Here is a 25,712-nt window from a genome sequence, read left to right on the forward strand (position 1 = left end):
TACCCGCCGAAGGTGTTCACGCTGACTGGTTCGTCGCACCATGCTGCCCCCGCCGTCGGAAAACTCTTGATCCTAACGCGGTTCGCGAGGGCGGCACCTGGATTCTGTGGAGGGCGGAGCCCATGGCGAAGGGGCGGGACACAGTGCTGCGTCCCGCCCCAACCAGCCTCCGTACGGGCCTACTTCACCGGGGTGAAGTCGCGCGCCCCGATGAACTCCGGGCGCCGGATCGGAGCCGCGAAGGGCTCCTGCGCCGTGTTCTCCACGCTGTTGAACACGATGAAGACGTTGCTGCGCGGGTACGGGGTGATGTTGTCGCCCGACCCGTGCATCGCGTTGCAGTCGAACCAGGTCGCCGAACCGGCCTTGCCCGTGAAGAGCTTGATGCCGTGCCGGTCGGCCATCTTCGTCAGCGCCTCGTCGGACGGGGTTCCGGCGTCCTGCATCTGCAGGGACTTCTTGTAGTTGTCCTTCGGCGTCTCGCCCGCACAACCGAGGAACGACTTGTGCGAACCGGGCATGATCATCAACCCGCCGTTGGTGTCGTAGTTCTCGGTCAGCGCGATCGAGACCGAAACGGTCCGCATGTTCGGCAGACCGTCCTCGGCGTGCCAGGTCTCGAAGTCCGAGTGCCAGTAGAAGCCCGAGGCCCCGAAGCCGGGCTTCACGTTGATCCGCGACTGGTGGACGTACACGTCCGAACCGAGGATCTGCCGGGCCCGGCCCACCACGCGCTCGTCGCTGACGAGCCGGGCGAAGACCTCGCTGATCCGGTGGACCTCGAAGACCGACCGTACGGAGTCCGACTGCGGCTCGATGATGGAGCGTTCGTCGGCGCGCACCGCCGGATCGGCGATCAGCCGCTCCAGCTCGGCGTGGTAGCCGGCCACCTCGTCCGGGGTGATCAGCTGGTCGACGGTGAGGAAGCCGTCGCGTTCGAAGCCCTGGAGCTCCTTGGCGGCGACCGGACCCGGTGCGCCCGGCGCGGACCAGATGACCGGGTCCTGGCGGGGAGTGGTCATCTCGGCGGCGCCGCGCGACGGATACAGGTCGGCGCGTACTTCAGTGGTCATGGTGGTTCAGCCCTCCTCGGTCAGCAGCGGGTAGACGCCGTTCTCGTCGTGCTCCTCCCGTCCGGTGACGGGCGGGTTGAAGACACAGACACAGCGGAAGTCCGTCTTCGGACGCATGGTGTGGTGCTCATGGCCGTTGAGCAGGTACATCGTGCCGGGAGTGATCCAGTGTTTCTCGCCGGTCTCGTCATTGGTGAGTTCGGCCTCGCCCTCGACGCACAGGACCGCCTCGATGTGGTTGGCGTACCACATCGACGTCTCGGTACCCGCGTACATCGTGGTCTCGTGGAGGGAGAAGCCCACCTTCTCCTGGGCGAGCAGGATGCGCTTGCTCTCCCAGGTGCCGGAGGCGGCCTTCACATGCCGGTCGGTGTTCTCGATGTCACTGAACGATCGGACGATCACGGTGGGGCAGTGCCTTTCTCTCTACGGTGCTTCTCATCGGGCCCGCCCGGGGCGGCCCCGGGTCAGGCGGTCTCGCGGACGCAGCGGGCCAGCGTGCGCAGGCCCTCGTCCAGCTCCTCGGGGGTGATGGTCAGCGGCGGAAGCAGCTTCACGACCTCGCTCTGCGGGCCGGAGGTCTCCAGCAGCAGCCCCAGCTCGAACGCGCGGGCGCAGACGGCCGACGCGCGAGCAGGGTCGTTGAACTCCAGGCCCCACACCAGTCCGCGGCCGCGGAACTGCGCGCTGTCGTGCTCGCCGCAGATGGCCAGCAGCGCGCTCTCGACCTGCTCGCCGCGGGCCAGCGTCTGCTTCTCCATCTGGCCGTCGGACCAGTAGGCGTCGAGCGCGGCGGCCGCGGTGACGAACGCCGGGTTGTTGCCCCGGAAGGTGCCGTTGTGCTCGCCCGGCTCCCAGATGTCCAGCTCGGGCTTGAACAGGCACAGGGCCATGGGCAGGCCGTAGCCGCTGATGGACTTCGACAGCGTCACGATGTCCGGCGTGACGCCGGACTCCTCGAAGGAGAAGAAGCCGCCGGTGCGGCCGCAGCCCATCTGGATGTCGTCGACGATCAGCAGCATGTCCTGGCGGTGGCACAGCTCCTGGAGCGCGCGCAGCCACTCGGCGCGGGCGACGTTGATGCCGCCCTCGCCCTGGACGGTCTCCACGATCACGGCGGCGGGCTTGTTGAGCCCGGAACCCTGATCCTCGAGGAGCCGCTCGAACCAGAGGAAGTCGGGGACCTGGCCGTCGAAGTAGTTGTCGAACGGCATCGGTGTGCCGTGTACCAGGGGAATGCCGGCCCCGGCCCGCTTGAACGCGTTGCCGGTGACGGCGAGCGAGCCGAGCGACATGCCGTGGAAGGCGTTGGTGAACGAGACCACCGACTCGCGGCCCTTGACCTTGCGGGCCAGTTTCAGCGCCGACTCGACCGCGTTGGTGCCGGTCGGGCCGGGGAACATCACCTTGTACGGCAGGTCGCGGGGCCTCAGGATCACGTCCCGGAACGTCTCGAGGAAGGCGCGTTTGGCGGTGGTCGCCATGTCGAGGCCGTGCGTGATGCCGTCGCGCTCGATGTAGTCGATCAGCGCGCGCTTCAGCACCGGGTTGTTGTGACCGTAGTTGAGCGAGCCGGCCCCGGCGAAGAAGTCGAGGTACGAGTGGCCGTCCTCATCGGTCAGCCGGGCGCCCTGCGCACGGTCGAAGACGGCGGGCCAGCCGCGGCAGTAGCTCCGGACCTCGGACTCCAGGGTCTCGAAGACGCTCAGATCAGGGGGAGTCATGCCGTAGGTCTGTCGGTTGAGGGCGGACGGAGTGATGGTCACAGCGGGTCTCCTGCGTGAGGGGGGTGTGACGAGCGGCGGTCAAGGTGACTACGACGGGCGGCACCCGCCGGAAAGGGCCTGCTCAGGCGTGGAACGGGCCGATGCTGTAGAGCACTTCCGGCAGATGGGTGTCCTCGGGGAACAGGCCGCCGTCGAAGAGCACCTCGCGCTCCAGTGCCACGTCGTGGCGCTGCGCGTAGGAGGTGAAGAGGCGGTCCGATGCCTTGTTGTCCGGGGTGATGGTCGTCTCGACCGAGGCCAGCCCCTGCTCGCCGGCGACGCGGGCGGTCAGGGCGTCCAGCAGCTTCGCTGCCAGGCCGGTGCCCCGATGGCCGTGGTCGACGGCCACCTGCCAGACGACGAGCGTCTCGGGGCGGTCGGGCCTGATGTACCCCGTCACGAAGGCGACCGGGGCGCCGGTCTCGTCGCGGGCGACCACGGAGGTCGCCGCGAAGTCACGGCACCACAGCAGGTAGCTGTACGAGGAGTTGAGGTCCAGGACCTCGGAGTCGCGGGCAATACGCCAGATCGCGGCTCCGTCCTCCACTCGCGGGGTGTCGATGGTGATGAATTCGCTTCGGGCACGTGCAAAATCTGCTGGTGCGGCGGTCATGCGAATTGAATTTACCCAGCAAATTTCTAAATTGCATCGGGCAAGGGGGTTGGGTGGAGCCATTCCCTGTGTTATCACGCGAGCGCGCGCACCGGCGCGAAATCGCTACGCTTTCTTCCGATTTGGGTGGCATTTATCCGGCATAACGCCCCCGCTGTGGAGTCGGTCACAAGGTCGTAACTCTCACGGGACGCAACCGAATTGTGGAGATCGCGCCCTCCGGAAACTGGGGTGTTTAGCCTTCGGGAAACCGGGCAGAAGAATGCGGGGAGCTGCTCTGGATAAGGCGGCTCCCCGCATTTATTGATTACGTCGGAATTCAGGCGCTGGGCCAGGTTTCCGAAACGGCCTTCCGGGCAGCCTCCAGATCGACCTGCCGGCCGGTATCGGCCAGCGCCGCCCCCAGAGCCGCGAGCGAGGACAGCACCGCGCCCCGCGTCGCATCCACCCCGTAGTGATTGACCCGGATCATCTCCTTGGACAGTGCCCCGCCCCCCGCGATCAACGGCAGCGACGGGTCGGCCGCCAACGCCTGTGCGACCAGCCCCGCGGCGTCCACGCCGTCCGGCGTCCGCAGCGTGGTCGCCACCGGGGCGGCGTCCCCTGCCGCGTGCACGTACGGCGCCAGGCCGCCGCCCAGGGCCACCGCGCCGGCCCGGGTGGCCGCGGCCGCGGCGGCGTGACGGGCCATCAGCGCGTCCAGACCCTCCGCCTCGATCCGCTCCACGCAGGCCTCCAGGGCCAGCATCTCCAGCTGGGCCGGGGCATGCAGCAGGGTCCGGCGGCCGCCGTCGATCCAGCGCTCCTTCCAGTCCAGCAGGGAGAGGTAGGACCGGCGCGGAGCCTGGGTGTTGGCGGCGATCCGCTCCCAGGCACGTGCGCTCACCGACACCGCGGACACTCCGGCCGGACCGCCCATCGCCTTCTGTGCCCCGATCACGCACAGGTCCACACCCCACGCGTCCGGCAGCAGCGGCTCGGCGCCCACCGAGGCGACGGCGTCCAGCATGAACAGTGCCCCGTGCGCCCGGACGACCTCGCCGATCTCCGCCACCGGGTTGGTGTTTCCCGTGGCGGCCTCCGCATGCACCAGGGACACGAAGTCGATCTCCGGGTGGGCGGCCAGCGCCTCGGCGACCTGGCCGGCGGTCACGGCCGTGTGGAACGGCACCGCCAGATCGATGACCTCGGCGCCGCAGTCGCGCAGCCAGTTGCCGAACGTCTGCCCGTACGGCCCCGTGACGACGTTCAGCGCCGTCGAACCGGGCCGGGCGCCGCCCCTGATGCAGCCTTCGAGGGGGAGCAGCGCCTCGCCCTGCATGATGACGACGTCCTGCTCGGTGGCGAGGAGACCCGCCACCCGCCGCTCGATCGCCGCGAAGTGCGCGGCGGTGAGAGGGGTCAGGTCGAGGAAGGGGTGCGTCACGGTGGTGCTCTCTTCGGGATCGGGTCGGTGTGCGGACCGGCCTGCGGGCCGGGCCTGCTCCGAGAGTACCGAGCCCCCCTCCGGCGGCCCGGACCCGTCCACCGGGCCGGGCCGGACAGGGCGCGGCGTCCGGCACGGCGCCTCGTACAGTGCTGTTCATGAGTGATCACGAGGCGTCGCGGGTGCTGCATGTGAAGGGGCGGGTGCTCGTTGGCCCCGACGAGGTCAGGGACGAGCTCTGGGCCGTGGGCGGACGGGTCACGTACGAGCGTCCCGCCGGCGCGGACGACGCGCTCGTCGTCACCGGCTGGGCCCTGCCGGGACTGGTCGACGCCCACTGCCACGTCGGGCTCGACCACCACGGCGCCGTCGACACGGCGACCACGGAGAAGCAGGCCCTCGACGACCGGGAGGCCGGCGCGCTGCTCCTGCGGGACGCGGGCTCGCCCGCCGACACGCGGTGGATCGACGACCGCGAGGACCTCCCGAAGATCATCAGGGCCGGCCGTCACATCGCCAGGACCCGGCGGTACACCAGGAACTACGCGTACGAGATCGAGCCGGACGAGCTGGTGGCGTACGTGGCGCAGGAGGCGCGCCGCGGGGACGGCTGGGTGAAGCTGGTCGGCGACTGGATCGACCGCGAGGTGGGCGACCTGACCGCCTGCTGGCCGCGCGATGCCGTCGCCGCGGCGATCGCCGAGGCCCACCGGCTGGGCGCCCGGGTCACCGCCCACTGCTTCGCCGAGGACTCGCTGCGCGACCTCGTCGAGTCCGGGATCGACTGCATCGAGCACGCGACGGGGCTGACCGAGGAGACCATCCCGCTCTTCGCCGAGCGCGGGGTGGCGATCGTCCCCACCCTGGTCAACATCGCGACCTTCCCCTCGCTCGCGCGGGGCGGCGACGCCAAGTACCCCCGCTGGTCCGCCCATATGCGCCGGCTGCACGAGCGCCGTTACGACACCGTGCGCGCCGCGTACGACGCGGGGGTGCCGGTGTTCGTCGGCACCGACGCCGGCGGGGTGCTCGCCCACGGTCTGGTGGCGGACGAGGTTGCGGAGCTCGTCAAGGCGGGCATCCCCGCCCTGGAGGCACTGTCCGCGACGACATGGGCCGCCCGTGCGTGGCTCGGCAGGCCGGGGCTGGAGGAGGGGGCGCCGGCCGACCTGGTCGTGTACGACGAGGACCCGCGGGCGGACGTGCGCGTGCTGGCGGCCCCGCGCCGGATCGTCCTGAACGGGCGCGTGATCGGCTGAGCCGGGTGTCCTCGGCCCGGCGGGCCTGTCCCCGTTCCGGATGCGCCGTGTTGACTGGCAGTTACCCGGAGCGAACCCCGCTCGTTGAATGACTTCCGCGCGCTACGGGTTGCGGCCCGGCCGTGCCCGCCGTTGCCGGTGAAACGGGGTGAACGGGTGAACTCGAGGAACGTACGTGCCGGAATAATCGAATACAAGCACGAAAACCCCCCTTTGGGGTGAACTCACGTCAGGTGTCTGCCAGTTCACCCTCTGTGCGTAAAGATTCACGGAGTCGAGGCCACCGGTGCCCGCGATGTCCCCCATTGGACGGCGCCGGCGGCTCCATGTCTCTTGTGGGGGTTCCACCATCTTGAACAGCAACACCTTCCGCCTCGCCGCCCTGGCGGTCGCTGCCGCTCCGGTCGCCCTGCTGGCCGCCGTCCCGGCGCAGGCCACCACCGCGACCGCCGCCACGACCACCGGCGGCGGGAAGGCGAGCGCGGTCGTCCTCCGCACCGCACTCGACGTCTCGCTTCTCAACAAGACGATCGATGTGCCGCTCAAGGCCACGCTCAACGAGGTGCAGGCGCCGCGGAGCGCCGAGAAGACCGCGCTCAGCGTGAAGCTCGACGGAGTGGAGGGCGGACATCCGGTCCGCGTGCTGCGCGCCGATGTGGCCACGGCGAAGGCGACCGTCCGCAAGCACCGTGCCGAGGGCTACACCAACGTGGTGAGGGCGCGGCTGCACCTGCCCGGTCTCCCGCTGCTCTCGCTGGTCGAGGTCGAGCAGGTCACCTCCAGGGCGGTCTGCGAGGTCGGGCACAAGCCGGTCGCCGAGTCGAACGTGCTGGGGCATGTGAAGGTCCTCGGCAAGCGCGTCACCCTCACCGCCGCAGGCACCACGCAGATCGAGGTGAAGGGGGTCGGCAAGGTGACGCTCGACCTGTCGAAGACGAGCACCACCTCGCGCACCGCGGCCGCGGTGGCGCTCCAGCTGAAGGTCTCGGTCAACCCGCTCGACCTGAACGTCGCCGACGTGAAGGGCGAGGTCACCCTCGCCGAAGCCACCTGTGAGACGCCGAGGGCGGGCGGCGGCGATCACAACGGCGGTGGTGACAACGGGGGTGGTCACAACGGCGGTGGTGACAACGGCGGTGGTGACAACGGCGGTGGTGACAACGGCGGTGGTGACTATGGTGGCGGTCACAACGGCGGTGGTGACAACGGCGGTGGTGACAACGGCGGTGGTGACAACGGTGGCGGTCACAACGGTGGCGGTCACAACGGGGGCTCGACGGACGGTGGGTCCACCGACGGCGGTTCGAGTGACGGCGGCTCCACGGACGGCGGATCCGGCACCGCGGGTTCCACAGGGGGTTCCACTGCCGGTTCCACAGGGGGTTCCACGGCCGGCTCCACCGGCGGCGACGTGAAGCCCCAGACGGGCACCGGTCACGCACCCCAGGCCACTGACACGGGCGCCGACCTCGCCGAGACGGGCAGCAGCTCCGCCACGCCGTACGTCGCCGGTGGTGCCGCCCTTCTGCTGGCGGTCGGTGCCGGTGCGACGGTCGTGGCCCGGCGGCGTGCGCAGGACTGACGCCCGGCGGGACGAGCCACAGCCCGAGGGGGCGGCCGGGGGGCCGTAGGGGGACGGGGGTGGGGAGCGGTGTTCCGTATGCGGAGCACCGCTCCCCGCTCGGTACGTGTTCTGCTTCGGCCCGTTGGCCGGGCCCGGCAGGGTTCAGCGGCTCACCGCGGACAGCGCCTGGAGGGCCTGGTCGAACGCCTGCAGGAAGCGGTTGGTCGTCGTGCGGTCCCGTACCGCCAGCCGCAGCCAGTCGTCGCCGAGCCCCGGAAACGTATCGCCGCGCCGGGCCGCGAAGCCCAGCATCCGCAACCGCTCACGTATCTCCGCCGCCCGCTCCAGCCGGACCAGCACGAACGGACCCTGCGCCGGCTCCACCACCCGTATCTCGGTGAACTCCCTCAGACCCGCAACCAGATGGCAGCGGTCCACCGCGATCCGGTCCGCTGCCGCGGCCGCCTCGGCCAGCGCCCGCGGCTCCACACACGCCTCGGCCGCCGCCAGAGCCGGGGACGACACCGGCCACAAGGGCTGCGCCTCCTCCAGCGCGCGAACGGTCTCCGGCGCCGCCGTCACATAACCGATCCGCAGTCCGGCGAGCCCCCACGTCTTGGTGAGACTGCGCAGGACCACGAGTCCCGGGATGTCCGTACGGCCGCACAACGCCTCGCGCTCGCCCGGCACCGCGTCCATGAACGCCTCGTCGACCACCAACGTCCGGCCGGGACGCGCCAGTCGCTCCAGCTCGGCCGCGGTGTGCAGCACGGACGTCGGGTTGGTCGGATTCCCGACCACCACCAGATCCGCGTCGGCCGGCACGGCAGCCGGGTCCAGGCGGAAATCGTCCCCCGCCCGCAGCAGCACCCGTCCCACGTCGTGCCCGGCCGCGCGCAGCGCCGCCTCCGGCTCGGTGAACTGCGGATGCACCACGACCGGCCGCCGGGCCGGCAGCGCGCGTGCGATCAGCACGAACGCCTCCGCCGCGCCCGCCGTCAACAGGAGCCGCTCCGGCGGCAACCCGTGCCGGGCGGCGACCGCGGCGCGCGCCGCGCGTCCGTCCGGGTAGGCGGCGAGCGTGCCCAGGGACGCGGCTATCCGCTCCTTCAACCAGACCGGTGGGGTCCCGGCCCGTACGTTGACGGCGAGATCGGTCAGATCCCGTCCCCGTCCCCGTACCTCCGCGTCACCGTGATGACGCAGGTCGTGCGCGCCCGCGCCTGTGGCGTCGGGACTCTCAATGGGAGTGTGCATGACCGCCATGGTGGGGGTGGTGGTGATGGCCGTCGTCGTCAGGGTGGAAGTGCGGCTGCTGCGGCAGTCCCACCTTGTCCTCGAAGCCCGGCAGTGCGATCCGGTACACGCAAGAGTCGCAGTTCATCCGCAGATCGCCCTTGACGGCCTCCCGGTAGCGCTCCATGACCAGATCGAGCAGTTCCTCCGCGGCACCGATCACTTCGGCCGGCCGGACGTCCAGCTCGGGGTGGGCGGCGGCCCACTCCGTGGTCTGATGACGCACACGGTCCGGCAGGATGCCGGTGAAGAGGAAGTACGGCAGAACGACTATGCGCCCCGCACCCAGCTTCACGCAACGGTCGAGACCGGACGGCACATCAGGGGCGGCCAGCGACACGAAAGCCGTCTCCACCCCCGCGTAGCCCCGGCCCTCCCAGAACAGCCGCGCCGCCTTGTACACCTCGGCGTTGGCGTCCGGGTCGGTCGAACCGCGCCCCACCAGAAGGATCGTCACCTCGGACCGGTCCGTGTCGCCCAGCACCTCCTCGACCCGCCGCTCCAGGACCTTGAGCAGCGCCGGGTGCGGGCCCAGCGGGCGCCCGTACGTGTACGAGATGCCCGGGTGGCGCTCCTTCTCGCGGGTCAGCGCCGCCGGAATGTCGCCCTTGGCGTGCCCGGCCGACACCAGCATCAGAGGCACGGCCGCGAAGTGCTTCACGCCCTGCTCGACGAGATCGGTCACCGCGTCGCCGAGCGGCGGCGGCGACAGTTCGATGAAGCCGCCCGCGACGGGCAACTGCGGGTTACGGGCGCCGAGTTCGGCAACGAACTCACGGAAGGCGGCGGCCCCGCCCTCGTCCCGGGTGCCGTGGCCGGCGATGAGCAGTGCGGGCTGGGCGGACGGGGTGTTCACAAGATCTCCTCGGTGTTCCTGGGGGGTGGGGTGCGGGGCGGCGGCCCGGTTCACGGCGCCGCGTCCGGTGCCGGTGCGGCCGTGGCGGACTGCCAGCGGTAGCCGCGTGGGGTGACCATGCGCCCCGCGATCTCACGGGTGGCCGTGTTGCCGACGGTGACGACGGTCATCATGTCGACGGTCGCCGGGTCCAGTGCCGTCAGCGACGTCACCCGGCTGGACTCGTCGGGCCGGGAGGCATTGCGTACGACGCCCACCGGAGTGGCCGGGTCCCGGTGTTCGGACAGGATCGACAGGGCCTTCGGGAGCTGCCAGTCGCGGCCCCGGCTGCGCGGGTTGTAGAACGTCACGATGATGTCGGCCTCGGCCGCGGCCCGTACCCGGCGCTCGATGACCTCCCACGGCGTGTGCAGGTCGGAGAGGCTGATCGAGACGTGGTCATGGCCCAGCGGGGCGCCCAGGATCGCGGCCGCCGCCAGTGCGGCCGTCACCCCCGGCACACCCACCACATCGATGTCGGCGCCCGCCTCCGCCAGCGCCGGGGAGGCCATCGCGTACACACCCGCGTCACCGCTGCCGATCAGCGCCACCGCATGGCCCTTGCGGGCCTCGGCGACCGCCGTGCGGGCCCGCTCCTCCTCGGCCCCGAGCCCCGACTCCAGAACCGTCGTACCCGGCCGCAGCAGATCCCGGATCTGGTCGACGTACTGATCGAGTCCGACCAGTACCGACGCCCGCCGCAGCTCGTCACGGGCCCGCGGCGTCAGCAGGTCGCGCGCCCCGGGCCCGAGCCCCACCACGGCGAGCCGCCCGCGCGGCGCCCGGCGCACCACCGCACAGGTGGCCATCGCCGCGCGTCCCTCGGGCGCCGACTTCCGCTTCGGTACGAGGAGTTCGCCGCCCTCCGCAAGCGCCGCGGCCTCCGCCACCGAGGGCGTGCCGACGGCGGCGAGCGGTGCGTCGGACGGATGGGGCACCTCGATCCGGGCCAGCTGCTCGGCGGGGTACGTCCGCAGCGGCACGCCCAACTCGGCGGCGGCCGCCACGATCCCCGGCTCCCCGGCCTTCGCGTCGACGGTCACCAGCTCCGCGACGCTCAGCGCCGAAAGCCCGGCCTGCGCCAGCGCGTCCCGGATCAGCCCGAGCACTTCGCCGACGGACGCGTCCCTGGACGCGCCGACCCCGACCACCAGCGAGGGCGGCCGCAACACGGCCTCCCGGGAACCGAGTTCCACGGCCCGGTCGCTGAGACGCAGCACCGCGGCACCCGTGCGTCGCGGACCCACGTTCGGCGGTAGCGCGGGCAACGGCCACACCGTGTCCGCCCGAAGCGCCACCGGCGCACCGTCCAGCATCGCCCGCGACACCCCCGCGACATCCCCCTCCACGGGGAGCCCCAGCATGTCGAGGCCGGGCACGCCCGCCGCGTCCGTCGCCGTCGTCACCACCGGCGCCGCACCCAGCACCTCACCGACCGCCACCGCAAGGGCGTTCGCCCCGCCGCCGTGCCCGCCGAGCAACGCCACCGCATGGCGTCCCGCCTCGTCGACACAGACGACACCGGGATCGGCCGACTTGTCCGCGAGCAGCGGGGCGACGAGGCGCACCACGGCCCCCGTCGCCAGGAAACAGACCAGCTGCTCGCACTCGGCGAACGCCCGCCGCACGGCCTCGCGCACCGGGCCGTCGTAGACCACGGCACGGCCGGGCCAGGCCGCGGCCAGCCGGTCACGGGCGACGGCGCCCGCCGCCGTCGCGGAGATCAGGCCGATCACTGGGTTGCTCCTTCACTTGCACCGGCCGTGGGGCGGACGCCCCACAGCAGAAAGACCGGATTGGCCGCAGCGAGCCGGGTCACGTCACCGGGCAGCGGTGCCAGTCGCGAGGACTGCAGCAGCACACCCTCGGGCACGAACCCGGCCGCGGCCAGCACCGACCGCACCGGGCCCACCCGGTCCAGGGCCGCCACCGCGACCACCACGGCACGCCGCGCCCGCCGGGCGCACGCCGTCACGATCGCCGGCAGCTCACGCCCGCCGCCCCCGATGAACACCGCGTCGGGGTCCGCCAGATCGGACAGCACCGTGGGCGCGGCACCGTGCACCGCTCGCACGTACACCCCGTGCGATGCCGCGTTCGCCCGGATCCGCTCGACCCCGTCCACCGTCTTCTCGACGGCCACGGCGGCAGCGCCGAGCCGTGCGCACTCCACCGCGACTGATCCGGAACCGGCACCGATGTCCCACACCAGATCACCCGTGCGCGGCCCGAGCCGGGCCAGTGCCAGCGCCCGCACCTCGAACTTGGTGATCATCGAGTCACGGTGCTCGAACTCCGCCTCGTCCAGGGCCCAGCCGGCCGGCCCGGCGGCCGGACCCGCCATCGTCCTCACCGGCGAGAGCGCCCGTGACTCGTCCAGGCACAGCACCACACTCACCGGATCCGGCCACTGGCGGCCCGCCGCCTCCGCGGGCGTCAGTCGCTCGACGCGTTCGTGCTCAGGGTCGCCGAGCGCCGTCGCGACGACGAGGGTCCGTTCCTGGCTCCCGTACAGCAGTCCTGCCGCCAGCTCCGCAGGCCCGGCCCCCGGCCCCGTCAGCACCGCGACCTTCGGGTGTGCCAAGCACACGTTCACCGCGGTCCGCGGATCCCGCCCGTGCGCGCTGACGACGACCGCGTCGTCCCACGGCAGGCCCAGCCGGGCGAACGCCACCGCGATCGACGGCGCCCCCGGCCGCACATCGAGCGCCGCGGGCCCGAACCGCTCCGCCAGCGCCCGCACGATCCCGAAGAACCCCGGATCACCGGAAGCCAGCACCACCACCCGCGTCCCGTCCTCGGCCAGGTGCTTGCCGATCCGGTCCAGAGCCGGAGCCAGCGGCCCCAGCACCACCCGGCCCGCACCCGCCGGCAGCGCGGCGCCGTCCAGGTGGCGCCGGGCCCCGACCACCAGAGTGGCCCCGGCCAGGGCCTCCACCGCCTCGGCGGCGAGCGGCGCCCCCGTCCCCGCACCGAAGACCCGGATCACGAGCCGGACCGCTGGGCGCGCAGCTCGGCCCGCGCGGCCCTGTCGGCCTTGCGGTATCCGTGGAAGTGCCCCGGGTGGTACAGGTGCGACCTGGTTCCCGACGCCGACAGGGCCGGCCCGACCAGGAACAGCGTGTGCTTCCAGAGCTTGTGCTCCTTGACCGTCGCCTCCAGCGTCTCGATCGTGCAGTGCAGGATGAGCTCCTCCGGCCACGTCGCCTGGTACGCGATCACCACCGGAGTCGAGGTCGGATAGCCGCCCTCCAGCAGCTCCTGCGTCAGCTGACCGGACCGGGCCGCCGACAGGAACAGCGCCATCGTCGTGCCGTGCCGGGCGAACTCCCGGACCTCCTCACCGGGCGGCATCGGCGTCTTGCCGCCGCCGAGCCGCGTCAGGATCACCGACTGAGCCACCTCGGGGATCGTCAGCTCGCGCTGCACGACCGCGGCGACCGCCGAGAACGACGACACGCCGGGCACGATCTCGACCGCGACCCCCAGCTCGCCGCACCGGTCGACCTGCTCCTGGGTGCCGCCCCACAGCGCCGGGTCACCGGAGTGGATCCGGGCCACCTTCAGGCCCTCGTCGGCCGCTCGCCCGTACACGGCGACCACCTCTTCGAGGGACATCTGCGCGGAGTCCAGGATCTCGGCACCCTCCCGGGCGTGGTCCAGGACCTCCGCCTGCACGAGGCTCGCCGCCCAGATCACGATGTCGGCGTCCGCGATGGCCCGCGCCGCCCGGAAGGTCAGCAGATCGGCGGCGCCGGGCCCGGCACCGACGAACGTCACGGTGCCGCGGGTGGGCGCGGCGACTGCGCCGGCTGCGTCGACTGCTTCGGACATGGGACGGTCCTTTCAGGACAGAGAACAACGGGACATGACGGGGGGCGCCCGAAGATGCGGGCACCGGGGTCAATCGGCTAGCAAGAGCCCATGGCGGTGTTCGTCGCGCTCGGCGCGTTCCTGATGACCCTGGTCGGCGGCTGGGTCGCCCAGCGCGTCACCGACCGCCGCCACCTGGTGCTCGGATTCGCCGGCGGACTGATGCTCGGAGTCGTCGGCCTCGACCTGCTGCCGGAGGCCGTCGAAGCCGCGGGCGGCCTCGTGTTCGGCGTACCGGCGGCCCTGCTGCTGTTCGTGGGCGGCTTCCTCTTCGCGCACCTGGTGGAGCGTCTGCTCGCGGTACGCCAGGCAGCACACGGCGCGAGCGAGGAACGGGTGCCCCAGGTCGGACTGACGGCGGCGGCCGCCATGATCCTGCACAGCCTGATGGACGGAGTGGCGCTCGGCGCGGCCTTCCAGGTCGGCGGCGGCATGGGAGCGGCCGTCGCCCTCGCCGTCATCACCCACGACTTCGCGGACGGCTTCAACACCTACACGATCACCAGCCTGTACGGGAACGCCCGCCGCAAGGCCCTGACGATGCTGTACGCGGACGCGGCCGCGCCCGTCGTCGGCGCGGCGACGACGCTCGTGTTCACCCTTCCGGAGGAACTCCTCGGCGGCTATCTCGGCTTCTTCGGCGGCGCGCTGCTCTACCTCGCGGCAGCCGAGATCCTGCCCGAGGCGCACCACGACCACCCGGCCCGCTCCACCCTGCTGTGCACGGTGGCCGGAGTGGGCTTCATCTGGCTGGTGGTGGGCCTCGCGCAGTGAGCGCCTCACAGCTTGCCGCCCCGCCCGCCGCCGCGCGGCGCGGGCGCGATCAGCGTGGAGAGGTACGGCAACGGGCCGTCGGCCAGCTCCGCCGCCGGCCGGATCGACTCCTCCGGCAGCCCGAGCGCCGAACCCCACACCGCGTCCTCGGTGCGACCCGTCTCGCGCAGCGCGGTGGCGACCTCCTCGGCCAGCCGTCCGAACTTGTACGCGACGACCGTCCCGGGCCCCTTCAGGGCCTCCCGCAGCACGCTCGCCCCGGCGGTCACCGGCACCAGTGTCAGCGGCTCGGTGCCTTCGGTCAGCACCGCCCCGCTGCGCGCGGCCAGATCCTGCATCGCCGTGATCCCCGGCACCGTCACCACGGCCGTGCCCGGCAGCAGCTCCCCGATCGTGTGCGCGAGATAGGTGAACGTCGAGTACACATTCGGATCACCGATGGTCGCGAACGCCACCGAACCGTGCGTACGCAGCAGCTCAGCGACCCGCGCGCCCGCCGCGTCCCAGGCAGCCTCCCGGCGCGCCCGGTCCGTTCGCTCGTTGAGCGCGAACACGACCCGCACGATCTTCTCGGACCCCACGTAGTGCAGCACGGTCGCTTCGGCGCGCCCCTGCTCGCCGGTGTCCATCACGGGCACCACGACGACGGCGGCGTCCCGCAGCGCGTTCACGCCCTTGACGGTCACCAGCTCCGGATCACCGGGCCCGACCCCGACCCCGACCAGTGTGTTCATCCCTTGCACCTCTCCACGAATCGGCGGGCAGCACCGGGTGCCGAAGCCCCGTGCGTATGCAGATAACTCGCGTGCACGCCCTGCTGCACGAACCCCTCCACCCGCCGCTCCGGCTGGTGCATGCCCCAGGCCGGCGCGTCCCCGGCGCCGGGCTCCAGCACCGTGCGGTGGAACTCGTGCCCGCGCATCCGCGTCCCCGTGGCGGCGAGGACACTGTCGGAGAGCGCTACGGCGTCCCGGTACCCGAGCGTCAGCCGCTCCGACATCCGCGCCTCGGCGTCCAGCACCCCGCACATCGGCAGCCCGTCCAGCGACCGCGACAGATACAACAGCCCCGCGCATTCGGCGGCCACCGGCGCCCCGGAGGCGGCCAGTTCGGCGACGGCCTTGCGCAACGGCTCGTTGGCCGACAGCTCGTGGCCGTACACCTCGGGGAACCCGCCCCCGATGACGAGGCCGCGTGTCCCCTCGGGCAGCGCCTCGTCCCCGAGCGGATCGAACGGCACGACGGTGGCCCCGGCAGCGGCGAGCAGCTCACCGTGCTCGGCGTAGGAGAAGGTGAAGGCTGCCCCGGAGGCGAGGGCGACGACGGGACCCCTCTTCTTCAGCCCCTCCGGTGTGGAAGCCGCGGAGTCCGGGGCGGGGCCCCGGTCGCGGGAAGCGGCGGGCAGGGGAAGAGACCCGCCGCAGGTCTCCACGGCCTCGGCCGCGCTCCACGCACCCGCACCCAGCTCCGGTGCGGACCGGGCCAACGCCAACAACCCCTCCAGATCACAGCCGGCCACGACCTGCGCCCTCATCGCCGCGACACCGGCCACCGCATCGCCCCGCCGCTCAGCCACCGGCACCAGCCCCAGATGCCGCGACGGGACCGCCACCTGCGCGGCCCGCCGCAGCACCCCGAGCACGGGCACCCCGGACTCGTCCAAGGCCTCCCGCAACAGGGCTTCGTGCCGGTCCGAGCCGACCTTGTTCAGGATCACGCCGCCGATCCGCACCTGTGTGTCCCACGAGGCGAAGCCGTGCACCAGCGCGGCCACGGACCGGGACTGCGACGACGCGTCCACGACCAGCACCACCGGCGCCCGCAACAACTTCGCCACCTGAGCGGTGGACGCGAGCTCGCCCTGCCCCGCCGCCCCGTCGTACAGCCCCATCACCCCCTCGACGACCGCGAGGCCGCATCCCCGCGCACCGTGCGCGAACAGCGGAGCGATCAGCTCCGGCCCGCACATGTACGCGTCGAGATTGCGCCCCGGCCGCCCGGTGGCGAGGGCGTGGTAGCCCGGATCGATGTAGTCGGGGCCCACCTTGTGCCCGGACACGGCGAGCCCCCGCCCGGCGAAGGCGGCCATCAGGCCCGTCGCGACGGTGGTCTTGCCGCTGCCGGACGACGGCGCGGCGATGACCAGGCGCGGCACGTTCACCACTCGATGCCCCTCTGGCCCTTCTGCCCGGCGTCCATCGGGTGCTTGACCTTCGACATGTCGGTCACCAGATCCGCCGCCTCCACGAGCGCGGCGGGCGCGTTGCGCCCGGTGATCACCACGTGCTGGTTGCCCGGCCGCTGACGCAGCACCTCGACCACCTCGTCGGTGTCGACCCACCCCCAGTGCATCGGATAGGCGAACTCGTCGAGGACGTACAGCCGGTACGTCTCGGCGGCCAGATCGCGCTTGACCTGCTCCCAGCCCTCGCGGGCCGCCGCCTCGTTGTCCAGCTGCTGATCGCGCTGGACCCAGGACCAGCCCTCGCCCATCTTGTGCCAGGCGACGGACCCGCCCTCGCCGCTCGCGCCGAGGACCTTCAGCGCGTTCTCCTCGCCGACCTTCCACTTCGCCGACTTCACGAACTGGAAGACCCCGATGGGCCACCCCTGATTCCAGGCGCGCAGGGCGAGCCCGAAGGCCGCCGTCGACTTTCCCTTGCCGATGCCGGTGTGCACCACCAGCAGCGGCCGGTTGCGCCGCTGGCGGGTGGTGAGCCCGTCGTCCGGCACGCTGACCGGCTGTCCCTGTGGCATTACGCGGCCCTCCCGCTGTAGCCCTGAACGTCCTTGACCAGCCCGGCGATCGAATCGGCCCGCAACTCGTCGAGGGTGACGGCGGTGCCGCCCAGCTCGCCGGCGAGGCTCACCGCGAGCCCGAGCCGTACCGGACCCGACTCGCAGTCCACGACGACGGACGCCGTGCCCTCGACCTCGTGCAGCCGCGCCGCTCGCGCGGCCAGCGCCACCGGCTCCGGCCCCCCGGTCGCCCGCCCGTCGGTCACCACGACGAGCAACGGCCGCCGTGAGGGATCGCGCAGCCGCTCCACCCGCAGCACGTCATGGGCCTTCAGCAGCCCGGCGGCCACCGGCGTGCGCCCACCGGTCGGCAGCATCTCCAGCCGGGCGGCGGCCGCGTCCACCGACGACGTCGGCGGCAGCACCACCTCGGCGTCCTTGCCCCGGAAGGTGATCAGCCCGACCTTGTCGCGTCGCTGGTAGGCATCCATCAGCAGCGACAGAACGGCCCCCTTCACAGCGGTCATCCGCTGCCGGGCGGCCATCGACCCCGACGCGTCCACGACGAACAGCACGAGGTTTCCCTCACGCCCCTCGCGCACCGCTTGCCGCAGATCGTCCCGGCGCACCACCAGACCCCGGCCCGACCGGCCCCGCGCACGCTGATGCGGAGCGGCGGCCTGCACGGTCGCCGCCAGATGCAGTTTGGTCAGCGCCCCCTGCGGCCGCCGCGCACCGGTCGTCCGCCCGTGCTCGGTACGGGCCCGGGACCGCCGCCCCGCCGCGCCCTCGCCCAGACCCGGCACGCTCAGCACCTTCGTACGAAACGGCTCACCCGCCCGTACGGGCTGCTGCTCGCCACCGCCGGAGGACTGTCCCTGGCCCGGCTCCCCGCCCTGCTCGGGCACGGACTGCGCGGGCGTGTCGTCGGCCCTGCCATCGGACGGCGGCGGTGTGCCGGGCCCGTCCCCCTGTGGCGGCAGGCCGCCGCCGTCCGGGCCGTCCGGGTCCGGATCGTCACCCTCGCCGCTGTTCTGCTCCAGCGTGTCGTCGAGCTTGTCCTCGTCGAGTCCCGGCGCGTCGAACGGATTGCGCCGACGCCGGTGGGGGAGCGCGAGCAGGGCAGCCTGACGCACGTCCTCGGCCAGCACGTCGGTACGCCCCGCCCAGGCGGCCAGCGCCGTGGCGGTCCTGGCCATCACGATGTCGGCCCGCATCCCGTCGACCTCGAAGGCAGCGCAGGTGGCGGCGATCTGGCGCAACGCGCCGTCGCCGAGGCGCACGTGGGGGAGCAGCTCGCGCGCGGCCACGATCCGGGCCCGCAAGGCGCCTTCCTCGCCGGCCCACTGGGCGGCGAAGCCCGAAGGATCGTCGTCGTAGGCGAGCCTGCGCCGCACCACCTCGACCCGCAGATCGGTCTCACGGGAGGCGGCGACCTCGACAGTCAGCCCGAACCGGTCGAGGAGCTGAGGCCGGAGCTCCCCCTCCTCGGGGTTCATCGTCCCGACGAGCAGGAAGCGGGCGGCATGCCGTACGGAGACGCCTTCGCGCTCCACGTACGAGGCACCCATGGCCGCGGCGTCCAGCAGCAGGTCCACGAGGTGGTCGTGGAGGAGATTGACCTCGTCGACGTACAGGATCCCGCGATGCGCGTCGGCGAGCAGCCCCGGCTCGAAGGCCTTCACTCCCTCGGCGAGCGCCCGCTCGATGTCGAGCGCCCCGACGAGCCGGTCCTCGGAGGCGCCGACGGGCAGCTCGACCGTCCGCGCCGCCCGCGACACGCCGGACCCCGCCTCGTGGGGCCCGTCCGGACACGCCGGATCGGGGGAGTCCGGGGCGCAGGAGAACCGGCAGCCGGGGACGACGGACACCTCGGGCATGAGCGCGGCCAGCGCGCGCACGGCGGTGGACTTGGCGGTGCCCTTCTCGCCGCGTACGAGGACGCCGCCCACGGCAGGGCTGACAGCGTTGAGCAGCAGCCCGAGCCGGAGGTCGTCCTGCCCGACGATGGCGGTGAAGGGGTACGGCGTACTCACGAGGCCTCCTTGGGGGTGGCGGGTTCCAGCAGCTCCGGCGGGCCTTGCGGACCCTGCGGCGACCGGGGAGCGGGGGATCGGGGGCGGAGGCCGCGGTCGGGTGCGCTCACGCGTCCCCCTCCAGTTCGCCCTCGAGCTCCAGATACGTCGCCCGCAGCCGCTCCAGCGTCCGCGCGTCCGGCTCCGCCCAGAGGCCCCGCTCGGCCGCCTCCAGCAGACGCTCCGAAATCCCGTGCAGAGCCCAGGGGTTGGACTTCTGCATGAACTCCCGGTTCTCCGGGTCGAAGACGTACTCCGCCGACAACTTCTCGTACATCCAGTCGTCGACCACGCCGGCCGTCGCGTCGTACCCGAACAGGTAGTCCACGGTCGCGGCCATCTCGAAGGCACCCTTGTATCCGTGCCGCCGCATGGCCGCCATCCAGCGCGGGTTCACGACCCGGGCGCGGAACACCCGGTGCGTCTCCTCGCCCAGCGTCCGCGTCTTCACCTGGTCCGGCGTCGCCGAATCCCCCACGTACGCCTCGGGCGACTCCCCGGTCAGATGCCGCACCATGGCGACCATGCCGCCGTGGTACTGGAAGTAGTCGTCGGCATCGACCAGGTCGTGTTCCCTGGTATCGACGTTCTTCGCCGCCACCGCGATGCGCCGGAACGCCGTCTCCATGTCCCCGCGCGCCGCCCGGCCCTCCAGCCCGCGTCCGTACGCGTAACCGCCCCAGACCGCGTACACCTCGGCCAGGTCCGCATCCGACCGCCAGTTGCGGGCGTCGATCAGCGGCAGCAGCCCTGCCCCGTACGCGCCCGGCTTCGAGCCGAAGATGCGTGCCGTGGCCCGGCGGCGGTCGCCGTGCTCCGCCGTGTCCTCGTCGGCGTGCGCCCGTACGTAGTTGGCGTCGGCCGGCTCGTCCAGCTCCGCCACCGCCCTGACCGCGTCGTCGATCAGGCCCACCACGTGCGGGAACGCGTCGCGGAAGAAGCCGGAGATCCGGACCGTCACGTCGATGCGCGGCCGGCCCAGCTCGCTGACCGGCACCACCTCGAAGCCGGTGACCCGGCGCGAGGCGTCGTCCCACACCGGGCGGCAGCCGAGCAGCGCAAGGATCTCGGCGATGTCGTCGCCCTGGGTGCGCATGGCGGACGTGCCCCACACGGTCAGCCCGACGGACTTCGGGTAGTCGCCCGTGTCGGCCAGGTACCGGGCGATGAGCGAGTCGGCGAGCGACTGGCCGACCTCCCACGACAGCCGGGACGGAATCGCCTTCGGGTCGACGGAGTAGAAGTTACGGCCGGTCGGCAGCACGTTGACGAGCCCGCGCGTCGGCGAACCGGAAGGCCCCGCCGGGACGAAGCCGCCCTCCAGCGCCAGCAGGATGTGATCGATCTCGTCCGTGGTCCGTGCCAGTCGCGGCACGACCTCCTCGCAGGCGAAGCCCAGGACGGCGACGGCGTCCGGGAGTTCGAAGCCCAGCACCTCCCGTACGAGACCGGCCGCGGCGCTCACGTCCCAGCCGCGCGCCTCCATGCCCTCCGCGAGCCGGCGGCACAACTGCTCCAGCAGATCGATCGCGTCCGCGCCCGTCCGGGCCGGGCCGTCCACCAGCTCGCTCAGCTCGGCCGGCACCTTCACGGCGGCCCCGGGCTCGCCCAGCAGCTCCTTCTCGCTGAGCCCGAAGTGCTCGGCGACGGCCGCCCGCAGACCCGGCAGCGCGTTTGCCGTACCACCCCACACCTGCGAGGCGCGCAGCACCGCCAGGACCAGGTTGACCCGCGCCTCGCCGGCCGGGCCACCGCCCAGGACGTGCAGACCGTCGCGGATCTGGACGTCCTTGATCTCGCAGAGGTAGCCGTCGATGTGCATGACGAACGAGTCGAAGTCGTCGTCGCCCGGCTGCTCGTCGACATGCAGGTCGTGGTGCAGCTCCGCGGCCTTGACCAGCGTCCAGATCTGCGCCCGCACCGTAGGTGCCTTCGTCGGGTCCAGATCGCTGACCAGCGCGTACTCGTCGAGCAGCTGCTCCAGCTTCGCCAGGTCGCCGTAGGTGTCGGCACGCGCCATGGGCGGCACCAGGTGGTCGACCACCGTGGCGTGACCGCGGCGCTTTGCCTGGGTGCCCTCGCCCGGGTCGTTGACGATGAACGGGTAGATCAGCGGCAGTTCGCCGAGTACCGCGTCCGGGCCGCAGCCGGCGGACAGGCCGAGGCCCTTGCCGGGCAGCCACTCCATCGTGCCGTGCTTGCCCATGTGGACGACGGCGTCCGCGCCGAACGTGTTCTCCAGCCAGCGGTACGTCGCCAGGTAGTGGTGCGAGGGCGGCATGTCAGGGTCGTGGTAGATCGCGATCGGGTTCTCGCCGAAGCCGCGCGGCGGCTGGATCAGCACCACCACGTTCCCGAACTGGAGCGAGGCGAGGACGATGTCGTCCCCGTCCACGTACAGCGAGCCCGGCGGCTCGCCCCAGTGCTCCAGCATCGAGTCGCGCAGCCCGGGCTCCAGCTTCGCGAACCACTCCCGGTAGTCGGCCAGCGGCACCCGCGCGGGCGCCGCGGCGAGCTGCTCCTCGGTCAGCCACTCCACGTCGTGGCCACCGGCGTTGATGAGGCGGTGGATCAGCTCGTCGCCGTTGTCCGGGTGTTCCGCGACCCCGTATCCGGCGTCGCGCAGGGCGTCCAGGACCCGTACCGCGGAGGCGGGCGTGTCCAGGCCGACCGCGTTGCCGACGCGGGAGTGCTTGGTGGGGTAGGCGGTGAAGACCAGGGCGAGCTTCTTCTCCGCGTTGGCCTTGTGCCTGAGGACGGCGTGGCGCACGGCGATCCCGGCGACGCGGGCGGCCCGCTCGGGGTCGGCGCGGTACACCGGAACCCCGTCCGGGCCCTGCTCCTTGAAGGAGAAAGGCACGGTGATCAGGCGGCCGTCGAATTCGGGGATGGCGACCTGCATCGCCGCGTCCATGGGGGCCAGCGCCGCGTCCGACGCCTCCCAGGCGGCGCGTGAGGAGGTGAGGCAGAGCCCTTGCAGGACCGGCACGTTCAGATCGGCGAGCGCGCCGATGTCCCAGGCCTCGTCGTCGCCCCCGGCGGACGCGTCCGACGCGCGGGTTCCGCCGGCCGCGAGCACCGTGGCGACCAGGGCGTCGGCCCGGCCGAGGAGCTCGTACAGCCCGGCGTCCGCGCCGCGCAGCGAACCGCAGTACACGGGAAGGGCGTTGGCGCCGCGCGCCTCGATCGCGTCGCACAGCACGTCGACGAACGAGGTGTTGCCGGAGAGATGGTGCGCCCGGTAGAAGAGCACGCCGACGGTCGGGCGGCCCTCGGTGAACGCACGGCTGCCGTGCAGGCCCCACTCGGGCATCTTCTGCGGTTCGGCGAAGCCGTGCCCGGTCAGCAGGACGGTGTCGGAGAGGAAGCGGGCCAGTTCGACGAGGTTTCCCGGGCCACCCTCCACCAGATAGCGCAGCGCCTCGGCGACGACGCCGGCCGGTGCGGACGATTCGGCCATCAGCTCCGCGTCCGGCACCGTCTCACCGCCGAGCAGCACGGTCGGGATACCGGACGTCCTCAGGACGGCGAGGCCGTCCTCCCAGGCGCGCTTGCCGCCCAGGAGGCGGACCACGGCGACCGAGGAGCCCTCGATCAGCGCGGGCAGTTCGTCCTGGGCGTCGATGCGGGCCGGGTTGCCGATCCGGTAGGGCGCGCCCGAGGCACGGGCGGCGAGGAGGTCGGTGTCGGCGGTGGACAGCAGCAGCACGGTGCTCAGCGGGGCGGTCAGTGAGGCGTTCATGCGCGTGCTCCAGGTGCTCCGGGGGCGATGAAGGGAAGTCCTGCCGGTGCGCCCGACTCGATGAGTCGCCACAGCGCATCGGTGTCCGCGTGTTCTTCGATCAGGTCGCCGAGGCGGTCGAGCTGTTCCTCCCGCAGCCCGGCGAAACAGGTGTCGGGGGCGGGCACGAAGCGGCGGCCGGCGGCCTTCGCGACCTCGGTCAGGAAGCGGCGGCGGAAGGTGTCGCTCTCCAGCGAGCCGTGCCAGTGGGTGCCCCACACGGCGCCGGACCGGCAGCCGTCCAGGTGCCCGCCCCGCCCGTCGGTGAGGAACGGCTCGCCGCCGCGCACATCCGCGACGCCGTGGTGGATCTCGTACCCCTCGACCGGGGCGCCGAGTGCCTCGCCGACCGGCCGGGCGAGGGTCTTCTCGCGGTCGAACCGGATGCGTACGGGCAGCAGTCCGAGCCCGTCGACCGTTCCCGCCCGCGATTCCACGTCGTCCTCGATGCGTTCGCCGAGGATCTGGTAGCCGCCGCAGACGCCGAGCACCGGGCGGCCCTCGGCGGCCCGCCGCAGCAGCGCGTCGGCGAGCCCGCGCTCGCGCAGCCAGGCGAGAGCCTTCACGGTGCCGCGGGTCCCGGGCACGATGACGAGGTCGGCGTCGGCGAGCTCCTCGGCGCGGTCCACGAAGCGCACGACGACGCCCGGCTCGGCTGCGAGCGCGTCCACGTCGGTGAAGTTGGACATCAGCGGCACGGCGCACACCGCGACGCGCAGGATGTCCTCGCCGTGCGGCGGTGCGAGCACCGACTCGCGCACGGTGCCGCGCAGCGATACCCGCAGACCGTCCTCCTCGTCGATGCCGAGGCCGTGGGCGAACGGCAGCACCCCGTACGTCGGACGTCCCGTCAGATCGCGCAGCATGTCCAGACCGGGCTCCAGCAGCGAGACGTCGCCACGGAACTTGTTGACCAGATAGCCGGCGATCAGCGCCTGGTCCTCCGCCGAGAGCAGCGCCGTCGTACCGAAGAAGGAGGCGAAGACCCCGCCGCGGTCGATGTCGCCGACGACCACCACCGGGAAGCGTGCCGCCCGCGCGATGCCCATGTTCACGATGTCCGTACGCCGCAGATTGATCTCGGCCGGACTGCCCGCCCCCTCACAGATCACTGCGTCATACGTGCCCCGAAGCTGCTCCAGGCAGTCCACGACGGTCGACAGGAGCGACTCCTGCCGGCCGCCGTGGTAGCCGCGGGCGCTCATCTCGCCGACCGGACGCCCCATCAGGACGACCTGGCTGGAGCGGTCGCTGCCGGGCTTGAGCAGTACCGGGTTCATCAGGGCGGTCGGCTCCACCCGGGCGGCCTGGGCCTGCATGGCCTGGGCGCGGCCGATCTCGGCGCCCTCGCGGGTGACGAAGGAGTTGAGCGACATGTTCTGCGCCTTGAACGGCGCCACCTTGACGCCGCGGCGCACCAGCCAGCGGCAGATACCCGCCGTGACGACGCTCTTGCCCGCGTCCGAGGTGGTCCCGGCGACCAGCAGTCCGCCGCTCATGTCGGTCTCCGTCCTGAGAGTCGAGGTGCTGCGGTGCGAGGTGATGCGGGCCGAGGGCCGGTGATCCCTCGCGCGGTGATCCGTCGTGCCACGGCCCCGGCGCCCAGCCGGGCCGCCACGCTCACGCCGAGGGCGAGTGCGCTCACCCGGCGCGACAGCCGTACGGCCCGTTCGATGTCCGCGGGCTCCACCGCGCGGCCCGTCTCCCCGTTGAGGACGGGGCGGTGTTCGACCCGGCCGCCGTAGGCGAGCGTTCCACCGAGCCGCACGCCGAGCGCGCCCGCGAACGAGGCCTCCACCGGGCCCGCGTTGGGGCTGGGGTGCTTGGCCGCGTCCGCTCGCCAGGCACGGACCGCTCGCCGTGGCCGCCCCCCGGCGGTCACGGCGAGCAGGGCCGTCAGCCGGGCACCCGGCCAGCCCGCGAGGTCGTCGAGGCGGGCCGAGGCCCAGCCGTAACGCCGGTAGCGGGGCGACTTGTGGCCGACCATCGCGTCGAGCGTGTTGGCGGCCCGGAACCCGACGAGCCCGGGGACCCCGCCCAGCGCACCCCACACCAGCGCGCCGACCACGGCGTCCGACGTGTTCTCGGCGACGGACTCCACGACGGCCCTGGCGATCTGAGGGCCGTCCAGGGACTGCGGGTCGCGGCCGCACAGATGCGGCAGCCGCTCCCGGGCCAGGTCGAGGTCCCCGGCGGTCAGGGCATCGCCGATGGACCGGGCCTCGCGGCCCAGTGACGTACCGCCGACGACGGACCAGGTGGTGGCGGCGGTCAGGGCGACGGACGCGGCGGGGTGGCGGCGCAGCCCATGGGCGGCCAGGGCAGCACCCGCGGCGGCGCCTCCGGCACAGACCAGGGTGTGGAGTGCGCCCCACCCGCGGTGGTCACGCCACAGACGGCGCTCGACGCCTGCCGCGGCCCGCCCGAAGGCGGCGACCGGGTGGCCCCTGCGGGGATCACCGAGCAGCAGATCGCCGATCAGACCGGCCGTGGCGCCGTACGCGAAGATGCGATCGGCACGCACGGTTCAGCCGGCCGTTGCGCCTCGAAGGACCTTCGTACAGGCAGGTGCTGGCAG

General features: G+C 72.4%; 20 protein-coding genes. 3 read left to right on the top strand and 17 right to left on the bottom strand.

Annotated features, from left to right (window positions below; translation table 11 throughout):
* Positions 1–179: 179 nt before the first annotated feature.
* The 5 genes from thpD to OG538_RS28255 all read right to left on the bottom strand — a co-directional run bounded on the left by thpD (position 180) and on the right by OG538_RS28255 (position 4,878).
* Positions 180–1,073 (bottom strand): ectoine hydroxylase, encoded by an 894-nt coding sequence (thpD, locus tag OG538_RS28235; protein ID WP_406098238.1) that lies wholly within the window; start codon positions 1,071–1,073, stop codon positions 180–182.
* Between the two features lie 6 nt (positions 1,074–1,079).
* Complete coding sequence (locus tag OG538_RS28240) at positions 1,080–1,478, bottom strand: ectoine synthase (protein ID WP_351003160.1); 399 nt, start codon at positions 1,476–1,478, stop codon at positions 1,080–1,082.
* Positions 1,479–1,540: 62 nt separating this feature from the next.
* Positions 1,541–2,797 carry a diaminobutyrate--2-oxoglutarate transaminase gene (gene ectB / locus OG538_RS28245; RefSeq protein ID WP_406100344.1) on the bottom strand — a complete coding sequence of 419 codons (1,257 nt, stop codon included), beginning with the start codon at positions 2,795–2,797 and terminating at the stop codon, positions 1,541–1,543.
* 124 nt (positions 2,798–2,921) lie between these two features.
* Complete coding sequence (gene ectA, locus OG538_RS28250) at positions 2,922–3,452, bottom strand: diaminobutyrate acetyltransferase (RefSeq protein ID WP_406098240.1); 531 nt, start codon at positions 3,450–3,452, stop codon at positions 2,922–2,924.
* Positions 3,453–3,771: 319 nt separating this feature from the next.
* Entirely contained in the window at positions 3,772–4,878 is a 1,107-nt protein-coding gene (locus OG538_RS28255; protein ID WP_406098242.1) for a pyridoxal-phosphate-dependent aminotransferase family protein, read from the bottom strand.
* Between the two features lie 158 nt (positions 4,879–5,036).
* Here OG538_RS28255 and OG538_RS28260 point away from each other — a divergent pair, with 158 nt between their 5' ends.
* Together OG538_RS28260 and OG538_RS28265 are read left to right on the top strand one after the other, a co-directional pair.
* On the top strand, positions 5,037–6,137 hold the full coding sequence (locus OG538_RS28260) for an amidohydrolase family protein (protein WP_406098244.1): 1,101 nt from the start codon (positions 5,037–5,039) through the stop codon (positions 6,135–6,137).
* Between the two features lie 352 nt (positions 6,138–6,489).
* Positions 6,490–7,719, top strand: a complete 1,230-nt coding sequence (locus tag OG538_RS28265) for an SCO1860 family LAETG-anchored protein (RefSeq protein WP_406098246.1) — start codon at positions 6,490–6,492, stop codon at positions 7,717–7,719.
* 144 nt (positions 7,720–7,863) lie between these two features.
* On the opposite strand, the gene cobC is transcribed toward OG538_RS28265, so the two are convergent.
* Genes cobC through cobM form a run of 5 tightly spaced genes read right to left on the bottom strand, consistent with a single transcriptional unit; the run spans position 7,864 to position 13,726 of the window.
* A complete protein-coding gene (cobC, locus tag OG538_RS28270) occupies positions 7,864–8,958 on the bottom strand; it encodes an Rv2231c family pyridoxal phosphate-dependent protein CobC (RefSeq protein ID WP_406098248.1) in 1,095 nt (364 codons plus the stop codon).
* Positions 8,942–9,853 (bottom strand): sirohydrochlorin chelatase, encoded by a 912-nt coding sequence (locus OG538_RS28275; RefSeq protein ID WP_406098250.1) that lies wholly within the window; start codon positions 9,851–9,853, stop codon positions 8,942–8,944. The genes cobC and OG538_RS28275 overlap by 17 nt, the downstream gene beginning before the upstream one ends.
* Positions 9,854–9,903: 50 nt before the next feature.
* On the bottom strand, positions 9,904–11,628 hold the full coding sequence (gene cobJ / locus OG538_RS28280) for a precorrin-3B C(17)-methyltransferase (protein WP_406098252.1): 1,725 nt from the start codon (positions 11,626–11,628) through the stop codon (positions 9,904–9,906).
* The gene (gene cbiE, locus OG538_RS28285) at positions 11,625–12,881 is read right to left on the bottom strand and encodes a precorrin-6y C5,15-methyltransferase (decarboxylating) subunit CbiE (protein WP_406098254.1); all 1,257 of its coding nucleotides are present in this window, start codon (positions 12,879–12,881) and stop codon (positions 11,625–11,627) included. Before cbiE ends, cobJ begins: the two co-directional genes overlap by 4 nt.
* Complete coding sequence (cobM, locus tag OG538_RS28290) at positions 12,878–13,726, bottom strand: precorrin-4 C(11)-methyltransferase (RefSeq protein WP_406098256.1); 849 nt, start codon at positions 13,724–13,726, stop codon at positions 12,878–12,880. Before cobM ends, cbiE begins: the two co-directional genes overlap by 4 nt.
* A gap of 90 nt (positions 13,727–13,816) precedes the next feature.
* Here cobM and OG538_RS28295 point away from each other — a divergent pair, with 90 nt between their 5' ends.
* Complete coding sequence (locus OG538_RS28295) at positions 13,817–14,539, top strand: ZIP family metal transporter (RefSeq protein ID WP_406098258.1); 723 nt, start codon at positions 13,817–13,819, stop codon at positions 14,537–14,539.
* A 5-nt stretch (positions 14,540–14,544) separates the two neighbouring features.
* On the opposite strand, the gene cobI is transcribed toward OG538_RS28295, so the two are convergent.
* The 7 genes from cobI to OG538_RS28330 all read right to left on the bottom strand — a co-directional run bounded on the left by cobI (position 14,545) and on the right by OG538_RS28330 (position 25,658).
* Positions 14,545–15,273 (bottom strand): precorrin-2 C(20)-methyltransferase, encoded by a 729-nt coding sequence (gene cobI, locus OG538_RS28300; RefSeq protein ID WP_406098260.1) that lies wholly within the window; start codon positions 15,271–15,273, stop codon positions 14,545–14,547.
* Positions 15,270–16,703: a cobyrinate a,c-diamide synthase gene (locus OG538_RS28305; RefSeq protein WP_406098262.1), complete on the bottom strand. Its 1,434-nt coding sequence runs from the start codon at positions 16,701–16,703 to the stop codon at positions 15,270–15,272. The genes cobI and OG538_RS28305 overlap by 4 nt, the downstream gene beginning before the upstream one ends.
* A complete protein-coding gene (cobO, locus tag OG538_RS28310) occupies positions 16,697–17,296 on the bottom strand; it encodes a cob(I)yrinic acid a,c-diamide adenosyltransferase (protein ID WP_389063604.1) in 600 nt (199 codons plus the stop codon). Before cobO ends, OG538_RS28305 begins: the two co-directional genes overlap by 7 nt.
* On the bottom strand, positions 17,296–19,314 hold the full coding sequence (locus tag OG538_RS28315; protein ID WP_406098264.1) for a putative cobaltochelatase: 2,019 nt from the start codon (positions 19,312–19,314) through the stop codon (positions 17,296–17,298). Before OG538_RS28315 ends, cobO begins: the two co-directional genes overlap by 1 nt.
* 106 nt (positions 19,315–19,420) lie before the next feature.
* A complete protein-coding gene (gene cobN, locus OG538_RS28320) occupies positions 19,421–23,071 on the bottom strand; it encodes a cobaltochelatase subunit CobN (protein ID WP_406100345.1) in 3,651 nt (1,216 codons plus the stop codon).
* Between the two features lie 20 nt (positions 23,072–23,091).
* Entirely contained in the window at positions 23,092–24,633 is a 1,542-nt protein-coding gene (locus OG538_RS28325) for a cobyric acid synthase (protein ID WP_406098266.1), read from the bottom strand.
* Positions 24,630–25,658, bottom strand: a complete 1,029-nt coding sequence (locus tag OG538_RS28330; protein WP_406098268.1) for a cobalamin biosynthesis protein — start codon at positions 25,656–25,658, stop codon at positions 24,630–24,632. Before OG538_RS28330 ends, OG538_RS28325 begins: the two co-directional genes overlap by 4 nt.
* Between the last annotated feature and the right edge of the window lie 54 nt (positions 25,659–25,712).

Source organism: Streptomyces sp. NBC_01013 (assembly GCF_045162765.1).
Classification (GTDB): Bacteria; Actinomycetota; Actinomycetes; order Streptomycetales; family Streptomycetaceae; genus Streptomyces.